Genomic DNA, 20,391 nt, shown 5'->3' with positions numbered 1-20,391 from the left:
GCGCGCCCAGCCCGGTGGGGAATAGGTGACGAGAAGTCGATATGACTGAGAGGCATAAATATGCCTCTCAGTCATATCGCTCGAAGCACTCAGTCTTCCGGCCGGGCATCACCCTCCGTGACAGAACGGCCTGGCGCCGCCGGGGCGGTGAGCGACAGCGTGGGCCACGCCGCCAGGTCGTGGAGCATCTGCCGGTCGTGGGTGGCGACCACCACCGCGGCCCTCGTCGTCAGCAGGGCGGCGGTGAGGTCGTCGACCAGCGGCGCCGACAGGTGGTTGGTGGGTTCGTCGAGGATCAGCAGGTCGGGACGTTCGGCCAGGCGCAGCGCCAGGTTCAGCCGCCGTTGCTGTCCGTGCGACATCCGGCCGACGGGGGTACGCCGGGCCTCGGCGTCGAGCAGGTTCGTCGCGCTCAGCGGCAGGGCCGTGCCGGAGCCGACGCGCCCGGCGGAGCGCAACCGGCCCACGTGCTGCTCGTACAGGTCGTGGGCGAGCAGCGCCGGCGGCCAGTCGGGCACCTCCTGACCGAGGTACGCGACGCGCGCCCCGGACAGGTGCCGGACCTCCCCGGTCGACGGCGTGAGGTCACCGGCCAGCACGGAGAGCAGCGTCGACTTGCCCGCGCCGTTGGGTCCGGTCACCAGCAGGCGGTCCCCGCCGTCGAGCGTGAGCGTGACCGGGGTACGCAGGCGCCCGGCCACTGTCACGTCGTGGCAGTGCAGGATCGGCAGTCCGGGACGGGTGTCCAGCGGTGGCCAGCGCAGCGGCTGCGGTGGCTCCGGCACGGTGACGCGGTGCGCGTCGAGCGCCTCCTGCCGGCGGCGCAGCGCCTGGACCAGTCCGGGCGCGCGGGACTGGCGCTGGTGCTTGCCGTGTCCCTTCTCCGGCCGCCAGCCGGTGCTGAGGCGGTCCTGCGCCTCCCGTACCCCGTCGGCCAGCCGCTGGTGCTCGGCCTGCTGCGCCTCGTGGTCGCGTACCCAGTGCGCGAAGTCGCGGCGGCGCCCGTCCTGCCAGGCGGCGTAGTCCCCGGCGTAGCGGCGCGGGCGCCCGTCCGCGCTGGGGTCGAGGTCCAGGAACTCCGTGGCGACGTCCCGCAGCAGGGCGCGGTCGTGGGTCACCAGCACGACGCCGCCCGGGTGGTCGCGTAGCCGGGCGGTGAGGAAGGCCAGGCTGTCCGCGTCGAGGTGGTTGGTCGGCTCGTCCAGCATCAGCAGGTCCACCCGCGCTCCCAGCAGGCATGCCAGCCGGACCCGGTAGCGCTGGCCGACGGACAGCGTGGCCAGTTCCCGGTCCCGGTCCGGGCAGGCGTCGAGGCCGGCCAGCGCCACGTCGACGCGCCGCTGCGCGTCCCAGGCGTCCAGCCGGGTCGCCGCGTCCAGGGCGGCGGCGTACGCGTCGTCCGCGCCCGCCCGGCCCTCGGTGAGCGCGATCGCGGCCTCGTCGAACGCCCGCAGCGCCCGTTCGGACTCCCGGATCGCCTCCCGGACGAGCGTGCCCACGGTCTCGCCGTGGCGCGACTCCAGGTTCTGCCGGGCGACGCCGATCGTGCCCAGCCGTTCCACCACGCCCTGGTCGGGCGGGACGAGGCCGGCCAGCACGTGCAGCAGCGTGGTCTTGCCGCGGCCGTTCTCGCCGACGACCGCCAGGCGGGAACCGGCGGAGACGGTCACGCTGACGTCGGACAGCACGACCCGGCCGCCGAGTACGACGCGGACGCCGTCGGCCCGCACGTGCGCCCGGTGCCCGGCGGGCAGCGAACCGCCGGAGGTGGATGGGAAGGAAGGAATGTTGTCGAGGTTGTGCACAGTCCGCTCTTCGGCTCGTCGTGGAGCCGGGCAGCGCGAGGACACCGCCCGGCGGGAACGCCGGGACGGCGGAGCAGAGCTGGTACGTCAGAAGAAGCCGGTCACCCTGCCGCCGTCAGCGGAGGGACCAGGGCTTCATGACAGCGGCGAAGAACCTCATGCGGCAAACAGTACCCGGCTCCGGGCCGGAGATCACCGGAGTTACCGGCGGAGGCGGGCGGAGGCCTCGGCGTCGAGCAGGTCGTTCACCGCCAGCGCCGAGTTGATCAGGGCGAGGTGGCTGAACGCCTGCGGATAGTTGCCGATCTGCTCACCGGTGGAGGCGATCTCCTCGGCGTAGAGCCCGAGGTGGTTGCTGAAGGTGAACATCTTCTCCAGGGTGAGTCGGGCGTCGTCCAGCCGGCCGGAGCGGGCCAGCGCCTCGACGTACCAGAACGTGCACATGTTGAACGTGCCCTCGTGACCGGGGAGCCCGTCGGGGGAGTGGACCGGGTCGTACCGGTGGACCAGGCTGTCCGAGACCAGGTCCCGCTCGATCGACTCGAGGGTGGACAGCCACAGCGGGTCGGTGGGCGTGACGAAGCCGACCGCCGGCATGTAGAGGAGGGCGGCGTCGAGCACGTTCTCGTCGTACGCCTGCACGAAGCTGCCGCGTTCCCGGTGGAAACCGCGGGCCATGACCTGGTTGTAGATCCGGTTGCGTTGTTCGGTCCAGCAGTGCATGTCGCCGGGCCGGCCGGTGCGGGTGGCCAGCCGGATGGCGCGGTCCAGCGCCACCCACGACATCACCCGGCCGAACGTGTAGTTGCGGGGGTGGTGGCGGCTCTCCCAGATGCCGGCGTCGCGCTGGTCCCAGTTGTGGCAGAGCCAGTCGATCAGCCGCACGGTGCTCTTCCACACCTGGTGCGACACCCGGATGCCCTGCTCGTCGGCGAGGTGCATGGCGTAGAGCGCCTCGCCGTGGATGTCGAGCTGGAGCTGGTCGGCGGCGCCGTTGCCGATCCGCACCGGACGGGAGCCGCGGTAGCCCTCCAGGTGGTCGAGCACCTCCTCGTGCAGGTCCGAGGACCCGTCCACCCGGTACATGATCTTCAGTGGGTCCTGGTGGTCGCCGGCCTCGCGGATGCGCTCGTCCAGCCAGTCCATGTACCGGCTGACCTCCTCGGTGAACCCGAGGCCGAGCAGCGCGTGCACGGAAAACGAGGTGTCGCGTACCCAGGTGTAGCGGTAGTCCCAGTTGCGGGAGCCGCCGACCAGCTCGGGCAGCGCGGCGGTCGGCGCGGCGATCATCGCGCCGGTCGGCGCGTACGTCATGAGCTTGAGCGTGATGGCCGAGCGCTCGACCATCTCCCGCCAGCGCCCGGTGTAGCGGGAGCGCTCGACCCAGCGCCGCCAGTAGTCCCGGGTCCACTCGAACATGCCCTGGACCTCTTCCGGCGGGATGATCCTGGGCTCGTCGCTGCCGGTCTCCAGGACCACCCCGCCGGTGTCGCCCTCCTGCAACGTGCCGTAGGCGATCAGGTCGCCGTCCTCCATGCGGATCTCGCCGGTCTTGGCCCAGAGCTGCCGCACCGGATCGATCGGGTTGAAGGCGAGCGTCGCCGACCGGCTCCGGAACAGGTAGCCGTTGCGGTGCCGCTCCAGCTCGTGGCTCTCCCGGGCGAAGTCGAAGCGTGGCCGGCACTCGACCCGGAAGCGCATGGTGCCCCGCACCATGTTGACCATGCGGACGATGCGGTGCGAGTCGGTGACCCGCTCGCCGGTGACCGGCATGAAGTCCATCACCTCGGCGACGCCGTCCGCGCTGATGAACCGGGTGATCAGGATCGGTGTGCCGGGCAGGTAGAGCTGCTTCGTGACGTACCGGACGTCGTGCGGGGCGATCTGGAAGAAGCCGCCCTTGTCCTTGTCCAGCAACGCGCAGAAGACGCTGGGCGAGTCGAAGCGCGGCGCGCAGAACCAGTCGATCGTCCCGTCACAGGTCACCAGCGCCGCGGTCTGGAGGTCGCCGATGAGCCCGTGATCCTCGATCGCTGGATAGCTCTTCACGTCGCCCCCCAGGTTCCGACTGCCCTCTCCGACTCAACCTAGGGGAAGAATTGTCAGGTTAGAGGGGATTCGTGGTCACCCACCCTCGCGCGTCACGCCGCGCCTCGACCGCCCGGCGGGTCTCCTCGTTCACCAGTTCCGCGTTGATCATCGCCGCGGTCCGGGCACCAGCCGCCGCGGCGGCCCCGACCTGCGCCGACAGGTCGGTCACGTTGCCCGCGACCCACACCCCGGGAACCTCGGTACGCCCCGACTCGTCGGCCGGCAGGTACTCGCCCATCCCGCTGGGGTGCGGTTGCGGGCACAGGCCCAGCCCCGCCAGGAACCCGGCGCGCGCCACCATCCGGGGCGCGACGGTCAGCACCTCGCGGTCGACCGTGCGGCCGTCGCGCAGGCGTACCCCGGTCACCCGGTCCCCGGCCACCTCGACGGCCGCGATCTCGCCCTCGACCACCGGCACGCCGCGGGCGGCGAGCTGCTCGGCCTGCTCGTCGGTCAGCGGCGGCGCGATGTGCCGCAGGTAGACCACGTCGTCGCTCCACTGCCGGAACAGCAGCGTCTGGTGCACCGACATCGGGCCGGTGCCGATCACCCCGATCGGCCGGTCCCGCACCTCCCAGCCGTGGCAGTACGGGCAGTGCACCAGGTCCCGGCCCCAGCGCTCGCGCAGGCCGGGCACCTCCGGCAGTTCGTCGACCAGGCCGGCGGCGACCAGCACGTGCCCGGCGCGTACCCGCCGGCCGTCGGCGAGCGTCACCTCGAAGCCGTCGCCGTCGCGGCTCACCGACTCGACCCGGCCCTCGGTCAGGTGCCCGCCGTAGCCACGTACCTCGTCCCGGCCGCGTGCCAGCAGCTCGGCCGGCGGTACGCCGTCGTGGCCCAGCAGCGCGTGCACGCCGTCGGCGGGCGCGTTGCGCGGTTCGCCGCCGTCCACCACGAGCACCGACCGGCGTGCCCGGGCCAGCATCAGCGCGCCGCTCAACCCGGCCGCGCCGCCGCCGATCACCAGCACCTCGTAGTCCTCACGTAGCTCGGTCATCGTGACCACCTCCGCGACCAGACTGCGGCGGTGAAGAGCAGAACCGCAAACTCTGTTGCTGATGTGGCAAAATGGCGGCATGGACGACGACCTCGACCAGGCCCTCGACGCGGTCGGTCCCCGGCTGCGCGCGCTGCGGCGTGAGCGGGAGACCACGCTCACCGACCTCTCCGCCGCCACCGGCATCTCGGTGAGCACGCTGTCCCGCCTGGAGTCGGGCGGCCGCAAGCCCACCCTCGAACTGCTGCTCCCGCTCGCCCGCGCGCACGGCGTGACGCTCGACGAGCTGGTCGGCGCCCCGCCCACCGGCGACCCGCGCATCCACCTGCGGCCGGTCGCCGCGTACGGGATGACCATGCTGCCGCTCACCCGCCGGGCCGGCGGCATCCAGGCGTACAAGCTGATCATCCCGGCCGGCGGCCGGTCCGAGCCCGAGCCGAAGACCCACGAGGGGTACGAGTGGGTGTACGTGCTCAACGGGCGGCTGCGGCTCGTGCTCGGCGAGCACGACCTGGTCATGGTGCCCGGTGAGGCGGCCGAGTTCGACACCCGCGTACCGCACTGGTTCGGGCGTGCCGACAGCGAGGGGGTGGAGTTCCTCAGCCTCTTCGGCAGCCAGGGCGAACGCGCCCACCTGCGCGCCCGCCCCCGCGCGTCGAGCTGAGCGGCGACCGCAAACGCGCCCGCGACGGCAACGGCGGCGCGACGATCGGCGGGTGAGCTATGCGGAGGTCGGCGGGCTGCGGATCTGGTACGAGGAGCACGGGACCGGCAAGCCGCTGGTCCTGCTGCACGGCGAGTACGGCTCGACGGAGACGTTCGCGCCGGTCCGCCCCGCCCTGGCCACGCGCCGGCGGCTGATCGCCGTCGACCTTCAGGGCCACGGCCGCACCGCCGACGTGGACCGGCCGCTGCGGTACGAGTCGATGGCGGACGACATCGCAGCGCTGCTGCGCCACCTCGGCCTGCCCCGGGCCGACGTGCTCGGCTACTCCCTCGGCGGCGGGGTGGCCCTGCGTACCGCGATCCAGCACCCCGGCCTGGTCCGCCGCCTGGTGCTGGTCTCCACGCCGTTCCGGCGGCGCGGCTGGTACCCGCGGGCGCTCGCCGCGATGTCCGCCCACGACGAGCGCGTCGGGCAACGGATGCGCGGCACCCCGCTCCACGAGCGGTACGCGCGGGTGGCGCCCCGCCCGCAGGACTGGCAGGCGCTCTGGGCCCGCGGCGGCGAGCTGCTGCGACGGGACTACGACTGGTCCGCCGAGGTGGCCGCGCTGCCGATGCCGGTGCTGCTGGCCTTCGCCGACGCGGACGAGATCCCGGTGAGCCACGTGGCGGAGTTCTTCGGCCTGCTCGGCGGCGGCCGGGACGCGGGCGGCGACGGAACCGACCGTCCCGCGTCCCGGCTGGCGGTGCTGCCCGGGCTGACCCACTACGACATGCTGACCTCGCCCGCGTTGCCGGCGGCGGTGCTGCCGTTCCTCACCCACCCGGCGCGCGCCCCCGGCTGACTCAGCCCACCAGCGCCGGGGTGTCCGCGTCCGCCGTCGTGCGCGGGCGCAGCAGCGCGTACGCGAGCCCGACGGCGACCACGAGCAGCCCCGCGCCGATCGCGAACGCCAGGTGGAACCCGCTGGTCAGCGCGGTGGCCCGGTCGTCGCCGAGCGCGACCCGGTCCGCGGTGCGGGCGGCGGCCAGCGTGGACAGCACCGCTACGCCGAACGCCATGCCGAGCTGCTGGGTGGTGTTGAACAGCCCGGAGGCGAGACCGGCGTCGTCGGGGCGGGCGGCGGACATGCCGAGCGCGGTCAGCGCCGGCAGCACCAGCCCGAACCCGCCGGCGAGCAGCATCACCGGGAGCACGTCGGGCAGGTAGCGGCCGTCCACCGGTGTGCGGGCCAGCAGCACGAACATGGCGACGAGCAGCACGAGCCCGGCCAGCAGCACCGCCCGCTCGCCGAACCGGGCGTTGAGCCGGGCGGAGACGCCCAGCGACACCGCGCCGATGACGACTGCCGCCGGGAGCAGGGCCAGCCCGGTGCCTGTGGCGTCGTAGCCGAGCACCTGCTGGAGGTAGAGCGTGACGAGCACCTGGAACGCGAACGTCGACGCCACGGTGAGGATCTGGACCACGTTCGCCACCGCCACGCCGCGCGAGCGCAGGATCCGCAGCGGCATGAGCGGGCGGCGTGCGGTCGCCTGCCGGACGACGAACCCGGCGACCAGCGCGACGGCGAGCGCGCCGAGGCCGAGCGTGCGCGCCGACGTCGCCCCGTACCGCTCGATCGTGACCACCGTGTAGATGCCGAGCACCAGTCCGGCGGTGACCAGCAGCGCGCCCGCCACGTCGGCCCCGGCGGCCAGGCCGAGGCCCCGGTCGGCGGGCAGCGTACGGACCGCGATCGCGATCGTGGCCAGGCCGATCGGCAGGTTGATCAGGAAGATCCAGTGCCAGCCCAGCGCGTCGGTGAGCAGGCCGCCGGCGACCTGGCCGATGGCCGCCCCGGCCGCGCCGGTGAAGGCGAACACGGCGATCGCCCGGCCCCGCTCGGCGGCGTCGGGAAAGAGCGTGACCAGGATGCCGAGGCTCACCGCGACCGCCGCCGCGCTGCCGACACCCTGGAGGAAGCGGGCCGCGACGAGCGTGGCGCTGTTCGCCGCCACCCCGGCCAGCACCGAGGCGGCGGTGAACAGCGCGGTGCCGCCGAGGAACATCGCCCGGCGTCCGACCAGGTCGCCCAGGCGGCCGGCGAGCAGGAGCAGGCTGCCGAACGCGATCAGGTACGCGTTCACCACCCAGCTCAGGCCGGCCGGGGAGAAGCGCAGGTCGCGCTGGATGGCCGGCATCGCCACGGTGACGATGCTGCCGTCGAGGATGGTCATCAGGGCGCTGGTGGCGAGCACGCCGAGGGCGAGCCGCAGCGAGCGGGGAGCGGACATGGAGTCCTCCTGTCGAGAGGTGCGACAGGAAAGACCGTAACGGATAGTTTCGTTACGGACAATCTATTGAGGGACTATTGGCGAGCCCGGCGGGCCGGCTTCGGGCTCTGCACCGGCGTGGCCAAATGGCCGGCGGCCAGGCGCTCCAGCGCGCGCAGGAAGACCGCCCGCTCGTCCGCCGGCAGGCTCGCCAGCGCCTCGGCGTGCACCCGGTCGACGATCTCCTGGCTGCGCGCGGCCACCCGGGCGCCCTCCTCGGTGACCGCGATGATCCGGGCCCGCCGGTCGGTACGCGACGGCCGCCGCTCGGCCAGCCCGGCCTGCTCCAGCGCGTCCACCGTCACCACCATCGTCGTCTTGTCCATGTCGCCCATCTCGGCGAGCTGGATCTGCGTACGCTCCTCGGGCAGCGCGTGCGCGAGCACGCAGTGCATCCGCGCGGTCAGCCCGATCTCGGCCAGGGCCGCCGCCACCCGGGTGCGCAGCACGTGACTGGTGTGGTCGAGCAGGTACGACAGGTCCGGGGTGCTCATCCGCCCAGCGTACCGATGGGTTCGTGGCGGATGATCCGGCGCGGACCCGGTCGGACCGCGGATACGATCTTGTGAGATGTCGTCGGCAGGAGAGGTTCGGTGCGGTGAGCGACGTGCACGGCAGGCAAGTGATGGTGGGTTACGACGGGTCTCCGGCCGCGAGCGCCGCCATCGAGGCGGGCGCGTTGCTGTTCCCCGGCGCGCACGCGTGGATCGGGCATCTGTGGACGCCTCCGTTCGCCAGCGAGGAACTGCGCAAGCGGCTCTGGACCGGCAAGCGCAACATCAACGCGTTCGTGGAGGCGATCGAGCGCGAGGGCGGCCGGGAAGCCGACCGGCTCACCTCCGTCGGCGTGATGCTGGCCCGCGCGGCCGGCTGGGACGCCGAGCCGCTCGTGTGCCGCAGCTACGGCGGTGAGGGGCTCCGGCTCGCCGAGCTGGCCGACGAGAAGCAGACCGACGTGCTGCTGCTCGGCTCGCGCGGGCTGGGCGGCGCCCGGGCCGTGCTCGGCAGCGTCTCGGACATGGCCGTGCACTACAGCCCGCGGCCCGTCCTGGTGGTGCCGCACCCGCTGCTCACCGACGAGCACGACGCGCTCGCCGCCGGCCCGGTGGTGGTCGGCTGGGACGCCTCCGCCGGCGCCGAGGCGGCGCTCGACTCCACCCGGCGTCTCTTCCCCGAGCGGGACGTCGTCCTGGTCGCCGTCGACGGCGACGAGGGCGAGACGCCCACCCCGGACACGGCCGGCGGTTCGGTCACCGTCGTGCGGGTCAGCGCCGGGCGCGGCGCCCCGGGGCGCGCGGTGGCCGAGGCGCTCTCCGCAGTCGCCACCGAGCACAAGGCGAGCGCGGTGGTGGTCGGCTCGCGCGGACGGACGGCGATGCGCAAGATCCTGCTCGGCAGTGTCGCCATGGCCACCCTGCACCGCGCGCACCGGCCGGTGATGGTGGTGCCGCAGAGCCCGGTCCGCGAAGCGGAGTAACCCGGCGGCGCACGGGTGCCTCCCCGGCCGAGGGAGGCACCCGCTTCGTCACCGCTGCCCGCGGCGCGCCGGTCGGGCCCGCGATGGTTGAGGCAGCCGTCCCCGGAGGCGGGCGCTGGCACCCGTCGATGCGCGGCAACTATTCTCGGGTCACAAGCCAGTCGCCGTCTGACGGAGTGGTCGATGCGGAAGGGCCTGGTCGCGGACCGGCATGCGCAGGGGGACGGCCGCAGAGCCAACCTCGGCGCGCTGCTGCGGCGCGTCCACCTGACCGGCCCGGTGACGCGCGTCGAGCTGGCCGAGTGGATGGGCGTCAACCGCAGCACGGTCATGGCGCTCACCGCGGAACTGGCGTCGGCCGGTCTGGTCCGGGAGGTGGCGGCCGGCGGCAGCGGACGGGCGGGGCGACCCTCGCTTGTGGTCCGCCCGGCCTCGGACGCCTTCTACGTGCTCGCCTTCGACATCGCCGTGGACCGGCTCGTGGCCGCCCGCGTCGGGCTCGGCGGCGTGGTGTCGGCCCGCCTGGAGGCGGAACGGCCACGGGCCGGGGCCGACCTCGACTCCGTCGTCTCGGTGCTCGCCGACTTCGGGCGGGCCCTGCACCACGCCGCGCCGGCCGGGTCGGTGTGCGTGTGCGTGGGCGCCTCGTACTGCGGCATGATCCGGCCGGGTGACGGGATGGTCCGCTTCGGACCGGACATGGGCTGGGTCGACCAGGCGTTCGGTGCCGAGCTGGCCCGGCGGCTCGACCTGGGCCTGCCGGTCCTGGTCGGCAACGAGGCGCACCTGGGCGCGCTGGCGGAGCACCAGCGGGGCGCCGGAGTCGGCGTGCAGAACGTCGTCTACCTGCACGGTGACGTGGGCGTCGGCGGCGGGATCATCGTCGGCGGTGAGCTGCTCGACGGCGACGGCGGGTACGCCTCCGAGGTCGGGCACATGCTCGTGAACCCGTACCAGGGGCGGCCCTGCGGCTGCGGCTCGCGCGGGTGCCTGGAGGCCGAGGTCGGCGAGCGGGCACTGCTCGACGCCGCCGGCCGCCCGGCGGGGGAGAAGGGGCGCGAGGCGGTACGGGCCGTGGTGGCCGCCGCCGCGCGGGGCGAGCCGGCCGCCCGGGACGCGGTGCGGCACATCGGTGACTGGCTGGGCATCGGCGTGGCGAACGTGATCAATCTGTTCAACCCCGGCGTGGTGATCTTCGGGGGCACGCTCAGCGAGGTCTTTCCGGTCTGCGCCGACCACGTCCGCAGCCGGATCGCCGCCAACGTGCTGCCCATCTCCCGCGACAAGGCCCGCCTGCGGGTGTCCGCGCTCGGCTACGACGCCACCTTGATCGGCGCCGCCGAACGGGGCTTCACCCCGTTGTTCGCCGACCCCTTCGGCACCCTCACCCGCGCCTCGGCGCTTCGCTGATCTTGGAGTTGTGGCGCCTGGGATGTCGCTTTGGTGAGCCTTGTGAGGCGCCACAACTCCAAGATCGACGGCGGCACGCGCCCGACGGCGGGTCAGGGGGTCAGGCGGTGGGTCAGCCAAGGGAGGAGAGCCTCGCCCTGTTGGCGCTGGAACGCCCGGACGGTGGGGATGCCGGGTGGGGGTGGCTGGCGGGCGCCGTCCAGGAAGAAGCCGGTGAGGCCGGCCAGCACGCCGGTCAGGTCGGCCGGGTCCACATCGGCGGTCAGTGCCCGGGCGGCGAGCAGCGCGTCCGGGTCGTGTCCGCCGTACACCTGGACGTTGACGACGGTGAACAGGGTGTCCAGCCAGGCCGGCCCGCGACAGGCCCACGGCCAGTCGACCACGGTGACCGATCCGTCCGGGCCGAGCAGCAGGTTGTCCGCGCGGACGTCGACGTGGCAGAGCGTGTCACCGGCGAGCGCGGCCAGGCCCCGGTCGGCGGCGGCGCACAGCTCGGGCAGGTGGGACCGGGCCCACGGGTCGAGGTCGGCCGGCGGGTCGGCGGCGAGGCGCCGCCAGCCGCCGAAGTCGTACGCGAGGTGTTCGGCGGCGGTGGTGGTTCCGGCGGCGGCGGGCGCCGGGGTGAGCGTCGCCGCCATCGCCTCCAGCGTGGACAGCACGGCGGCCAGCTCACCGGTACGCCACGGGGTAGCCGGGTGCCGGCCCTCGACGTCGGTGAAGACGAGCGCGATCCAGTGGCCGTCGTCGTAGCTGCCGAGCAGCCGGGGCGCGGGCGCGTCCGGGGGCAGGGCGGCGGCGATCCGGGCCTCGGCGCGGTGCAGGTGGGGACTGCGGTCGTTCTGCGCCGGGCTGACCGCCTTGACGAAGGCCCGGCCACCGCCTGCGGTACGGACGCGGTCGGCGGTGCCGGGGGAGAAGCCGCCCGGCTGCGAGTGCGCCGCCACCACCCGGTCGCCGAGGACGCCCTCGATGCCGTCGCGTACGTGCCCGGGCAGTTCGTGCCAGTGCAGCCGAGTCTTCGTCACCGTTCCACGGTGCGTGCCGCCCGCCGTCCGGGGCAACCGGGTTACTCGTTGCGCGTGTAGTGCAGGACGACCACGCCGGCGTCGAACGGGCGCGCCGAGGTGAGCGTGAGCCGGCGCGGATCGAAGCCGCTGTCGACGAGCTTGATGCCGCTGCCGACGACCACCGGGTTGAGCTTGACCACCAGCTCGTCGATCTCGTCGAGGAGCTGACCGGCGAGCTGCCCGCCGCCGCAGAGCCAGATGTCGCGCCCGGGTTGTGTCTTCAGCTCACGGACGAAGGCCACCGGGTCACCGGCGACGACGTTCACGTCCGGGTAGTCGGCAGGGGGCAGGGAGCGGCTGAACACGTACTGCTCCAGGTGGGCGTACGGGCTTGTCACGCCGATCTTCAGGCCGGGCTCGTAGCTGCCCCGGCCCATCAGCACGGTGTCGAAGCGGCCGGCGGGCGGGGAGTCGATGCCGAGCTGGGCGTGGGCGAACGTGGGCAGCGTCTGGGGCCACTCGGCCACCAGGTGGGGCGCCAGGTCGGGCGTCAGCGGGAGGAAGTCGAACGACCCGTCGGGCGCGGCGATGAAGCCGTCGAGGGTGCTGGCGACGAAATACACGAGCTTGCGCAAACCGGCTCCGATGTCCGAGGTGATCCACGACGGCTGTCGTGGTTCAGTGGCGAATCTACAACACCTGTCGTGGTTGTTGCTACTGTGTTCGCGTGGCCAGGAACCCGGAACGCCGTACCCTGCTCGCCGACGCCGGTCTGCGGGTGCTCGCCGACGCCGGCGCGCGCGGGCTGACCCACCGGGCGGTCGACGCCGAGGCGGGCGTGCCCACCGGCACCACCTCGAACTACTTCCCGTCCCGCGCGGCGCTGCTGGCCGGCCTGGCCGAACGGATCTTCGACCGGATCGCGCCCGACCCGGCCGTGCTGGCCGACCTCGGCCGCCGCGAGCCGTCGCTCGCGCTGATGACCGACTACCTGCGCGACATCGTCGCGCGCACCACCCGCGAGCCGGGCCTCACCCGCGCGCTGTTCGAACTGCGGCTGGAGGCCGCCCGCCGCCCCGAGTTGCGGTCCGCGCTCGGCGGCGTGCTGCGCCGGGGGTACGCCGACGACGTCGCCCACCACCTCGCCGCCGGACTACCGGGCGGGGCGTACGAGGTGGCGCTGCTGCACTACGCCGTCGACGGGCTCCTGCTCGACCGGCTCACCACCTCGATCGACGCCGGGTTCGACACCGATCAGGTGGTCTCCGACCTCGTCTCCCGTCTGGTCGGCGACGCCACCGGTTGAGTCTCCTCGCCGTGCGTTAACCCGGGGCGGCCAGCGGGAACGCTGGCGCGGACACCCCTGGGAAGGAGCAACGGATGAGGGAACGCACCGGACTGACCATCGGCGTGCTCGGCTCCTACGGCGGTCGCAACCTCGGCGACGAGGCGATCCTCACGGGTCTCCTGGACGATCTGCGCCGGCACGAGCCGAACGCCCGGATCATCGTCTTCTCCCGCAACCCCGCGCACACCGCGCTGGCCCACCCCGAGGTCGAGGCGGTGCCGTGGGAGGGCGTCAGCCGCGTCGACTCGTCCCCGGTGCTCAACCAGCTCGACCTGCTCATCCTCGGCGGCGGCGGGATCCTCTACGACAAGGAGGCCCGGCGCTACCTGCGGGTGGTCCGGGTCGCCCAGGAACGCGGGCTGCCGCTGCTCACGTACGCGGTGGGTGTCGGCCCGCTCAGCGACACGCTCGACAGCGGCATGGTGCGCGAGACGCTCGCGCAGGCGGTCGAGGTGACCGTCCGGGACCAGGAGTCGCGGATGGTGCTGGAGGAGGCCGGTCTGATCAATCCCATCACCGTCACCGCCGACCCGGCGTTCCTGCTGGAACCGGAGGAGTTCCCCGAGCAGTGGCTGCGTGAGGAGGGCGTGCCGGCCAACTCCCGGCTGGTCGGGCTGAGCGTGCGCGAGCCGGGCCGGGCGGCCGAACGGCTCGACGTGGACGGCTACCACCGCCTGCTCGCCCAGATCGGTGACTTCCTGGTGCACCGGATCGACGCGCACGTGCTGTTCGTGCCGATGGAACGCGACGACATCCGGCACTCGCACGGCGTGCTGTCGCACATGACCGCCGCCGACCGGGGCCGGATCCTGCACGGCGACTACCGTCCGGCGCAGATCCTCGGCCTGATGCGCCACTTCGACCTCGCGGTCGGCATGCGCCTGCACTTCCTGATCTTCGCGGCCATGATGGGCACGCCGTTCCTGCCGCTGCCGTACGCCGGAAAGGTCTTCGACCTGGCCCAGCGGCTCGGAGTGCCGGCGCTGCGCGGCGTGGAACGGGAGGTCGAGGGCCCGCTGCTGGCCGAGGTGGACCGGCTGTGGGACGAGCGGGCGGCCCGGGCCGACGAGACCGCGCGCCGGGTGGCGGAGGTCTGCGAGCAGGCGCGCGGCACCTCGCAGGTGACCCGCAGCGTGCTGGACAGCATCCGGGCCCGGTCCCTGACCCCGGCGGTGTGAACCGGGTCGTCAGACCGCCGGGCCACGCCAGGCGTAGACCCACTCCCGGCCCGGCTGGGCGTCCGACTCCAGCTCGTAGATCTGTGCCTCCGCGAGCCCGTTGGACCCGAGGTGGTGGTGGGTCAGCGGGGGACGGCCGTTGCTGTCCAGCTCGACGGTGACGGTCTCGCCGTCGGCCGCGCCGCCCACCAGGGGGATCTGCACCGTGGAAGCCATGCGCCCATCCTGCCCCGGCCGGCCCGCCCGCGCAGGGGATCACGCGGGGCAGCGAACCGGGCACCGTGCGTACTAGGGTCCGGGGATGGCGCACCCGACGATCGATCCGACTCTCGGTCCGGTCCTCGCCCGTACGGGCGGCGAACGGGCGATCCTCGACGCGTTCCTCGACTTCCACCGGAGCACCGTGCTGCGCAAGGTGCGCGGCCTGACCGACGCCGACGCCAGCCGGCGTCTGGTGCCCTCGCTGACCACCCTGGCCGGGCTGCTCAAGCACCTGACGGTGGTCGAGGGGAACTGGTTCCGCCGCCTGTTCGCCCCCGAGCCGGGCGACGTCTACCTCACCTCCCAGGCCGACGCCGACGCCAGCTTCGCGCTGCGCCCCGGCGACACGGTCGAGACGCTCGCCGCCGCGTACGAGGCGGCCTGCGACGAATCCCGGCGGGTCGCCGCGCGGTTCGACCTCGACCACGTGGTGCCGCACCCGCAACTCGGCGAGGTGTCGCTGCGCTGGGTGCTGGTGCACCTGATCGAGGAGACCGCCCGGCATGCCGGGCACGCGGACATCCTGCGCGAGCTGACCGACGGCGAGACCGGCGCGATCTGACGCCTCAGGCCCGGGGCAGCAGCCCGTCCGGATACTCCATCCCGTCGTGCGTACAGGCCGCGGCGGCCACCCGGGCGGCGTACCGGGCCGCGTCGAGCACGTCCGCGCCGCGCAGCCGGGCGGCGATCACCCCGGCCGCGAACGCGTCCCCGGCGCCGTTGGTGTCCACCACCGGCCCCGGCGGGGTGGCGGCTGGCACGTGCGCCGGCGGCGCGCCGGGGGTGTGCAGCGTCGCGCCGGCCGCGCCGCCGGTGACCAGCACCGTGCGCGGCGCCAGCTCGGCCGCCTCCTTCGCGGCCCGCTCGCCGAGCCGGGTGTCGCTGACGAAGACCAGGTCCGCGATCCGGGCGAACGGACGGTGGTAGTCGTTGTCGCCGTCCCAGTCGTGCAGGTCGGTGGAGACCGACGTGGCGGCGCGCAGCACCGGCAGCGAGTCCCGGGCCCAATCCATGATCGACAGGTGGACGTGGGTCGCCTCGGCCACGAGCGCGGCCAGCTCCGCGTCGGCGAACGGCGCCGGCCCCGACCACGGGCGCGGGTCGTGCAGCGACATCCGCCGCCCGGCCGGGTCGACCAGGTTCACCGAGCGGCGGGTGCCGGCCGGCGCGTCCGCGAGCGTGGTCCGCACCGAGGTACGCGCCAGCGCCGCCCGCACCACGTCACCTGCCGGGTCGGCGCCCAGCACGTCGACGAGCGCCACCCGCAGGCCGAGCGCGTGCGCGGCCAGCGCCACCCCGGCGCCGGTGTTGCCGATCCGCATGTCGATCGGCGGCACCAGCAGCGAGTCGGCGACGGGCGGCGGCAGCGCGGGCACCTGGACGCGGACGTCCACACCGAGCCCGCCGAGCACGAGAAGGTCGACCATGGCGCCGACGATAGCGACGCCCGGCGGCCTATCCTGACTCCCCGGGCGCCGTCTTCCGGCCCCGGCGTCGGCGAGGGGGAGCAGTGCTGGTCATCCACGGGCTGTGGCTGCCCGGTAGCGGGCTCGCCCTGTGGGCCGAGGACAGCACGCGCCCGGCGCGCGCGCCCCGCCGGCCCGGCCGCGTCCCGCGCGAGCGCCCGCACCCGTTCGCCGCCGACCACGCCACGCTCGCCGCCGCGCTCGACGGCATGCCGGGCGAGCCGATCTCCGTCCTGCTGGACCTGCCGACCCGCGCCGGCTCGCCGGTGGACTCGCCGGAACTGATCCGGGCCACCGTCGGGGAACCGGTCCGCGGCCCGGTCACCCGCGCCGGATGGCGGGTCCCGGCCCTGGGGTACGCCCCGGACGCCGCGTACGAGCTGCTGCGCGCGCCGGCGCCGGGCCCGGTCGGGGCGAGCCTGCGTCACCTGTGCGAGCTGGCCGACTTCGCCACCGACCTGGTCGCACGCGGCCGGCTGCTGCCGGTCGCGCTCGACGCGTACCCCGGTGGTGGTGGACCCGACGGCGGGCCGGCCGCGACCGGCCGGCGTGCCTCGGCGCGGCGGTCACCGGCGGCCTCCGGCGCGAGGGCCGGGCGGCGGTTGCGGGCCGTCGGGGCGGACGACGTGGCGACCGGGTGGGCGCTCTGGCGGCCGCTGCTCACCGGCACCGACGCGGGCTGGGCGCGCGACCTGGCGACGGCGTTGCCACCGGCGGCCCGCGCCGCCCGGGAATGGCGGCCCGAGCCGTGGGGCCCGGCAGCGGCGTCGGTCGGTGCGGGCGAAGGCCCTGGCGGGGCCGCCGCCCCGGCGTCGGCGGATGTGCGGACGGACGCCGCCGAGCCCATGCCGGGCGGGCGCTCGCCGAGCGGGTCCGTCCGGGACAGCAGCCGGGCGGGCGAACCGACGGGCGGCGCGTGGGCCGGGCGATCCGGCGACATCGGAGCCGGTGAGCTGGTCGCCGAGGCGCTGGACGCGCTGGTCGACGCCGCCGCCCGGGTGGCGCTGGCCGACACCCGGCTGCACCGGGGAATGCGCCCGGTCGGCGCGGTGCCGCGCTGGCTGGCCGCGCTGACCGGCCCGGAGCGGGCGTTCCCCGCCGAGCCGGACGCGCTGGCGACGCTGCGCGACGAACTGGACGCCTGGCAGCGCGACGCCGCGGGCGGCGCGGTACGGGCCACGTTCCGCCTGGTCGAGCCGGACGTCGACCCGGTCGCCGAGCTGGTCGAGGACGCCGTCTGGCGGGTCGAGTTCGGCCTGCACCCGGCCGACGAGCCGGGGCTCGTGGTGGACGCCGCACACATCTGGCAGCGGCCCGCGCCGGCGCTGGCCGCCCGGGGCGTGGAGCCGCAGGAGACGCTCCTGGCCGAGCTGGGCCGGGCCAGCCGGCTGTGGCCCGAGGTGGACGCCGCGTTGCGTACCGCCGCGCCGGAAGGCATGGAACTGGACGCCGACGGCGCGCACCGGTTCCTGCGTGAGGGCGCGCCGGTGCTGCACGCGGCCGGGTTCGGGGTGCTGCTGCCGTCGTGGTGGCGGCGTTCCTCGTCGCGGCTCGGCGCGCGGCTGCGGGCGCGCAGCCGGAGCGCGCCGGGAGCGGTGGCCACAAGCGCCGGGAAGCTGGGGCTGGACGCGCTCGTCGACTACCGCTGGGAGCTGGCGCTCGGCGACCAGCCGCTGACCGCCGAGGAACTGGCGTCGCTGGCCGACCTGAAGTCGCCGCTGGTCCGGCTGCGCGGCCGGTGGGTCGAGCTGGACCCGCAGCGGCTGGAGGCCGGGCTGAAGCTGCTGCGCTCCTCCGGCGAGCTGACGGTGGCCGACCTGCTGCGGATGGGACTGTCCGGTGACGACAGTGCCGGTGAGCTGCCGGTGCTGGACGTGGTCGCCGACGGCGCGCTCGGCGAACTGCTCGCCGGTGAGGCGGAACGGCGGCTCACCCCGGCCGACCCGCCGCCGGGTTTCACCGGGACGCTGCGGCCGTACCAGCGGCGCGGGCTGGCCTGGCTGGCGTTCCTCCAGTCGCTCGGGCTCGGCGGCATCCTCGCCGACGACATGGGGCTGGGCAAGACCGTCCAACTGCTCGCGCTGCTCGCCGGTGACCCGCCGGAGGCCGGGCCCACGCTGCTGGTCTGCCCGATGTCGCTCGTCGGCAACTGGCAGCGGGAGGCGGCGAAGTTCGCGCCCGGCCTGCGCGTACACGTGCACCACGGCGCCGAGCGCGCCCGGGGCGAGGGCTTCGCCACCGCGGTGGGCGAGGCGGACCTGGTGCTCACCACGTACTCGGTGGCCGCCCGGGACGCGTTCGAGCTGGCCGGCGTCGACTGGCACCGGGTGGTGGTGGACGAGGCGCAGGCGATCAAGAACGCCGCCACCCGGCAGGCCGAGGCGGTCCGGTCACTGCCCGCGCGGCACCGGGTCGCGGTCACCGGTACGCCGGTGGAGAACCGGCTCGCCGACCTCTGGTCGATCATGCAGTTCGCGAATCCGGGGCTGCTCGGCCCGGCCGCGACGTTCCGCAAGCGCTTCGCCGAACCGATCGAGCGGCACGGCGACGCCGAGGTCGCCGAGCGGCTGCGCCGGATCACCGGCCCGTTCGTGCTGCGCCGCCTCAAGACCGACCCGACGATCATCACTGACCTGCCGGAGAAGCTGGAGATGGAGGTGGTCTGCAACCTCACCGCCGAGCAGGCAGCCCTCTACCAGGCCGTGGTGGACGACATGATGGCGAAGATCGAGTCCAGCGACGGCATCGAACGACGCGGGCTGGTGCTGGCCACCATGACCCGGCTCAAGCAGGTCTGCAACCACCCCGCCCAGCTGCTGCACGACGGCTCCGCGCTGGACGGCCGCTCCGGCAAGCTGGAACGCCTCGACGAGATCGTCGACGAGGTGCTCGCCGCGGAGGAGAAGGCGCTGCTGTTCACCCAGTACGCCGAGTTCGGCGGCATGCTGCGCGGGCACCTGTCGGCGCGTACCGGTCGGGAGGTGCTGCTGCTGCACGGCGGCGTCGGCAAGGCCGACCGGGACGCCATGGTGACCCGCTTCCAGGCGCCGCAGGGGCCGCCGCTGTTCGTGCTGTCGCTCAAGGCCGGCGGCACCGGTCTCACGCTGACCGCCGCCAACCACGTGGTGCACGTGGACCGGTGGTGGAACCCGGCCGTCGAGGACCAGGCCACCGACCGGGCGTTCCGCATCGGACAGCGCCGCCGCGTGCAGGTACGCAAGTTCGTCTGCGCCGGCACCGTCGAGGAGAAGGTGGCCGCGATGATCGCGGACAAGCGCAGCCTGGCCCGGTCCGTGGTGGGCAGCGGCGAGCAGTGGATCACCGAGCTGTCCACCGACACGCTGCGGGACCTGTTCACGTTGGAGTCCGGGGCGGTGGTCGAGTGAGCCCCCGCTTTGACGACTACCGGCCGCCGCTGCGGGTCGAGGGTGGCCTGCGGGCGCGCAGCACCAGGGGCGCGATCGGGCAGTCCTGGTGGTCCCGGCGCTTCGTGGAGGTGCTGGAGTCGTTCGCGCTCGGCTCCCGGCTCACCCGCGGCCGGGCGTACGCGCGCCGGGGGCAGGTGCTCCGGCTGGACGTGTCGCCCGGCAAGGTCACCGCCGAGGTGCAGGGCTCCCGGCCGCGCCCCTACCCGGTGCGGATCGGGCTGGCCGCGTACCCGGAGAAGGTGTGGCGGCGGCTGGAGTCGGAGCTCGCCGGGCAGGCGTTCTTCAGCGCCCGGCTGCTCGCCGGCGACCTGCCGGCCGAACTGGAGGAGCTGTTCGCCGAGGCGGGCGCGCCGCTGTTCCCGGCCGAGATCGACGAGCTGGACCAGAGCTGCGGCTGCCCCGACTTCGCGGTGCCGTGCAAACACCTGGCGGCCACGTTCTACCTGCTCGCCGAGGCGTTCGACGCCGACCCGTTCCACCTGCTGCACTGGCGTGGCCGGTCCCGCGCCGAACTGCTCGACCGGCTGCGTACGCTGCGCGGCGCCGTGGCGGACGGCGGTGTGCTCGGCGCGGGCGCGGCATCGGTCCCGGGCGCCGGACCGGACCCGGCGGCGACGACGGGTGTGCCGGTGGTCGGCGCGGCGCGGGCCCTGGCCGGGCTGCCGGCGGTCGAGCCGGACGAGGAGCTGGACCGGTTCTGGCTGGCGCCGGTGGCGCTGCCGGACCGGCCGCCCACGCTCGCCACCGGCCCGGAGCTGCTGCTGCGCCAGCTCGGGTCGCCCGGTGCCGCGATCGGCGGGCCTGGCCTGGCCGAGCGGCTGCGCCGGGCGTACCGGGAGTTCGGCAGCGCCGAGGGCGCGTCGCCCACGGAGTTCGGTCGCGCCGAAGGCGCGCGTTAAGAAGGGGCCCTTCCTCTACCGGAGGCGTTAAGAAGGGGCCCTTCC

At 74.3% G+C, this 20,391-nt stretch carries 18 protein-coding genes; 9 read left to right on the top strand and 9 right to left on the bottom strand.

Annotation, left to right across the window (positions count from 1 at the left end; translation table 11 throughout):
• Nucleotides 1-89 precede the first annotated feature (89 nt).
• The 3 genes from J3R08_RS23515 to J3R08_RS23505 form a co-directional block, all read right to left on the bottom strand.
• Nucleotides 90-1,805, bottom strand: a complete 1,716-nt coding sequence (locus tag J3R08_RS23515) for an ABC-F family ATP-binding cassette domain-containing protein (protein ID WP_280841885.1) — start codon at nucleotides 1,803-1,805, stop codon at nucleotides 90-92.
• Nucleotides 1,806-2,006: 201 nt separating this feature from the next.
• On the bottom strand, nucleotides 2,007-3,854 hold the full coding sequence (locus J3R08_RS23510; RefSeq protein ID WP_209962804.1) for a glycoside hydrolase family 15 protein: 1,848 nt from the start codon (nucleotides 3,852-3,854) through the stop codon (nucleotides 2,007-2,009).
• A gap of 58 nt (nucleotides 3,855-3,912) precedes the next feature.
• The gene (locus J3R08_RS23505; RefSeq protein ID WP_209962802.1) at nucleotides 3,913-4,893 is read right to left on the bottom strand and encodes an NAD(P)/FAD-dependent oxidoreductase; all 981 of its coding nucleotides are present in this window, start codon (nucleotides 4,891-4,893) and stop codon (nucleotides 3,913-3,915) included.
• A 79-nt stretch (nucleotides 4,894-4,972) separates the two neighbouring features.
• On the opposite strand from J3R08_RS23505, the gene J3R08_RS23500 reads away from it, so the two are divergent.
• Both J3R08_RS23500 and J3R08_RS23495 read left to right on the top strand, forming a co-directional pair.
• Nucleotides 4,973-5,557: a helix-turn-helix domain-containing protein gene (locus J3R08_RS23500; RefSeq protein WP_209962800.1), complete on the top strand. Its 585-nt coding sequence runs from the start codon at nucleotides 4,973-4,975 to the stop codon at nucleotides 5,555-5,557.
• 52 nt (nucleotides 5,558-5,609) lie between these two features.
• A complete protein-coding gene (locus J3R08_RS23495) occupies nucleotides 5,610-6,404 on the top strand; it encodes an alpha/beta fold hydrolase (protein ID WP_209962799.1) in 795 nt (264 codons plus the stop codon).
• A gap of 1 nt (nucleotide 6,405) precedes the next feature.
• On the opposite strand, the gene J3R08_RS23490 is transcribed toward J3R08_RS23495, so the two are convergent.
• Together J3R08_RS23490 and J3R08_RS23485 are read right to left on the bottom strand one after the other, a co-directional pair.
• On the bottom strand, nucleotides 6,406-7,833 hold the full coding sequence (locus J3R08_RS23490; RefSeq protein ID WP_209962797.1) for an MFS transporter: 1,428 nt from the start codon (nucleotides 7,831-7,833) through the stop codon (nucleotides 6,406-6,408).
• A 74-nt stretch (nucleotides 7,834-7,907) separates the two neighbouring features.
• The gene (locus J3R08_RS23485; RefSeq protein ID WP_209962796.1) at nucleotides 7,908-8,366 is read right to left on the bottom strand and encodes a MarR family winged helix-turn-helix transcriptional regulator; all 459 of its coding nucleotides are present in this window, start codon (nucleotides 8,364-8,366) and stop codon (nucleotides 7,908-7,910) included.
• A gap of 131 nt (nucleotides 8,367-8,497) precedes the next feature.
• Between J3R08_RS23485 and J3R08_RS23480 the strand changes: the two genes are divergently transcribed.
• Together J3R08_RS23480 and J3R08_RS23475 are read left to right on the top strand one after the other, a co-directional pair.
• Nucleotides 8,498-9,349, top strand: a complete 852-nt coding sequence (locus J3R08_RS23480) for a universal stress protein (RefSeq protein WP_245255593.1) — start codon at nucleotides 8,498-8,500, stop codon at nucleotides 9,347-9,349.
• A gap of 183 nt (nucleotides 9,350-9,532) precedes the next feature.
• On the top strand, nucleotides 9,533-10,759 hold the full coding sequence (locus J3R08_RS23475) for an ROK family transcriptional regulator (RefSeq protein ID WP_209962794.1): 1,227 nt from the start codon (nucleotides 9,533-9,535) through the stop codon (nucleotides 10,757-10,759).
• 92 nt (nucleotides 10,760-10,851) lie between these two features.
• Here the strand turns inward: J3R08_RS23475 and J3R08_RS23470 are convergent, their stop codons facing one another.
• Both J3R08_RS23470 and J3R08_RS23465 read right to left on the bottom strand, forming a co-directional pair.
• Nucleotides 10,852-11,784, bottom strand: a complete 933-nt coding sequence (locus J3R08_RS23470; protein WP_209962791.1) for a phosphotransferase — start codon at nucleotides 11,782-11,784, stop codon at nucleotides 10,852-10,854.
• Nucleotides 11,785-11,825: 41 nt separating this feature from the next.
• Complete coding sequence (locus J3R08_RS23465) at nucleotides 11,826-12,401, bottom strand: dihydrofolate reductase family protein (protein WP_113972599.1); 576 nt, start codon at nucleotides 12,399-12,401, stop codon at nucleotides 11,826-11,828.
• Nucleotides 12,402-12,493: 92 nt separating this feature from the next.
• Between J3R08_RS23465 and J3R08_RS23460 the strand changes: the two genes are divergently transcribed.
• Together J3R08_RS23460 and J3R08_RS23455 are read left to right on the top strand one after the other, a co-directional pair.
• Nucleotides 12,494-13,072, top strand: coding sequence for a TetR/AcrR family transcriptional regulator (locus J3R08_RS23460; protein WP_209962790.1), 579 nt, complete (start codon nucleotides 12,494-12,496; stop codon nucleotides 13,070-13,072).
• A gap of 74 nt (nucleotides 13,073-13,146) precedes the next feature.
• On the top strand, nucleotides 13,147-14,292 hold the full coding sequence (locus tag J3R08_RS23455) for a polysaccharide pyruvyl transferase family protein (protein ID WP_064448255.1): 1,146 nt from the start codon (nucleotides 13,147-13,149) through the stop codon (nucleotides 14,290-14,292).
• Nucleotides 14,293-14,301: 9 nt separating this feature from the next.
• Here J3R08_RS23455 and J3R08_RS23450 read toward each other — a convergent pair whose 3' ends face one another.
• The gene (locus tag J3R08_RS23450) at nucleotides 14,302-14,508 is read right to left on the bottom strand and encodes a hypothetical protein (RefSeq protein WP_064448256.1); all 207 of its coding nucleotides are present in this window, start codon (nucleotides 14,506-14,508) and stop codon (nucleotides 14,302-14,304) included.
• Between the two features lie 85 nt (nucleotides 14,509-14,593).
• Here J3R08_RS23450 and J3R08_RS23445 point away from each other — a divergent pair, with 85 nt between their 5' ends.
• Nucleotides 14,594-15,115: a DinB family protein gene (locus tag J3R08_RS23445; protein ID WP_104113050.1), complete on the top strand. Its 522-nt coding sequence runs from the start codon at nucleotides 14,594-14,596 to the stop codon at nucleotides 15,113-15,115.
• 4 nt (nucleotides 15,116-15,119) lie between these two features.
• Here J3R08_RS23445 and J3R08_RS23440 read toward each other — a convergent pair whose 3' ends face one another.
• Nucleotides 15,120-15,980 (bottom strand): carbohydrate kinase family protein, encoded by an 861-nt coding sequence (locus tag J3R08_RS23440; RefSeq protein ID WP_113972596.1) that lies wholly within the window; start codon nucleotides 15,978-15,980, stop codon nucleotides 15,120-15,122.
• An 83-nt stretch (nucleotides 15,981-16,063) separates the two neighbouring features.
• Here J3R08_RS23440 and J3R08_RS23435 point away from each other — a divergent pair, with 83 nt between their 5' ends.
• Together J3R08_RS23435 and J3R08_RS23430 are read left to right on the top strand one after the other, a co-directional pair.
• A complete protein-coding gene (locus J3R08_RS23435; protein ID WP_209962787.1) occupies nucleotides 16,064-19,405 on the top strand; it encodes a DEAD/DEAH box helicase in 3,342 nt (1,113 codons plus the stop codon).
• Nucleotides 19,402-20,346: an SWIM zinc finger family protein gene (locus J3R08_RS23430; protein WP_043329244.1), complete on the top strand. Its 945-nt coding sequence runs from the start codon at nucleotides 19,402-19,404 to the stop codon at nucleotides 20,344-20,346. Before J3R08_RS23435 ends, J3R08_RS23430 begins: the two co-directional genes overlap by 4 nt.
• Nucleotides 20,347-20,391: the final 45 nt, after the last annotated feature.

It is taken from the genome of Micromonospora sp. HB375 (genome assembly GCF_017872985.1).
Taxonomy (GTDB): domain Bacteria; phylum Actinomycetota; class Actinomycetes; order Mycobacteriales; family Micromonosporaceae; genus Micromonospora; species Micromonospora chalcea.
This window is presented reverse-complemented; position numbering and strand designations above follow the sequence as displayed.

Excerpts from the sequence above, each read along its gene's own strand:
- J3R08_RS23500 (WP_209962800.1), top strand. The coding sequence starts at position 4,973 with ATGGACGACGACCTCGACCAGGCCCTCGACGCGGTCGGTCCCCGGCTG.
- J3R08_RS23450 (WP_064448256.1), bottom strand. The coding sequence starts at position 14,508 with ATGGCTTCCACGGTGCAGATCCCCCTGGTGGGCGGCGCGGCCGACGGC.
- J3R08_RS23440 (WP_113972596.1), bottom strand. The coding sequence starts at position 15,980 with ATGGTCGACCTTCTCGTGCTCGGCGGGCTCGGTGTGGACGTCCGCGTC.
- J3R08_RS23490 (WP_209962797.1), bottom strand. The coding sequence starts at position 7,833 with ATGTCCGCTCCCCGCTCGCTGCGGCTCGCCCTCGGCGTGCTCGCCACC.
- J3R08_RS23485 (WP_209962796.1), bottom strand. The coding sequence starts at position 8,366 with ATGAGCACCCCGGACCTGTCGTACCTGCTCGACCACACCAGTCACGTG.
- J3R08_RS23505 (WP_209962802.1), bottom strand. The coding sequence starts at position 4,893 with ATGACCGAGCTACGTGAGGACTACGAGGTGCTGGTGATCGGCGGCGGC.
- J3R08_RS23445 (WP_104113050.1), top strand. The coding sequence starts at position 14,594 with ATGGCGCACCCGACGATCGATCCGACTCTCGGTCCGGTCCTCGCCCGT.
- J3R08_RS23475 (WP_209962794.1), top strand. The coding sequence starts at position 9,533 with ATGCGGAAGGGCCTGGTCGCGGACCGGCATGCGCAGGGGGACGGCCGC.
- J3R08_RS23455 (WP_064448255.1), top strand. The coding sequence starts at position 13,147 with ATGAGGGAACGCACCGGACTGACCATCGGCGTGCTCGGCTCCTACGGC.
- J3R08_RS23480 (WP_245255593.1), top strand. The coding sequence starts at position 8,498 with ATGGTGGGTTACGACGGGTCTCCGGCCGCGAGCGCCGCCATCGAGGCG.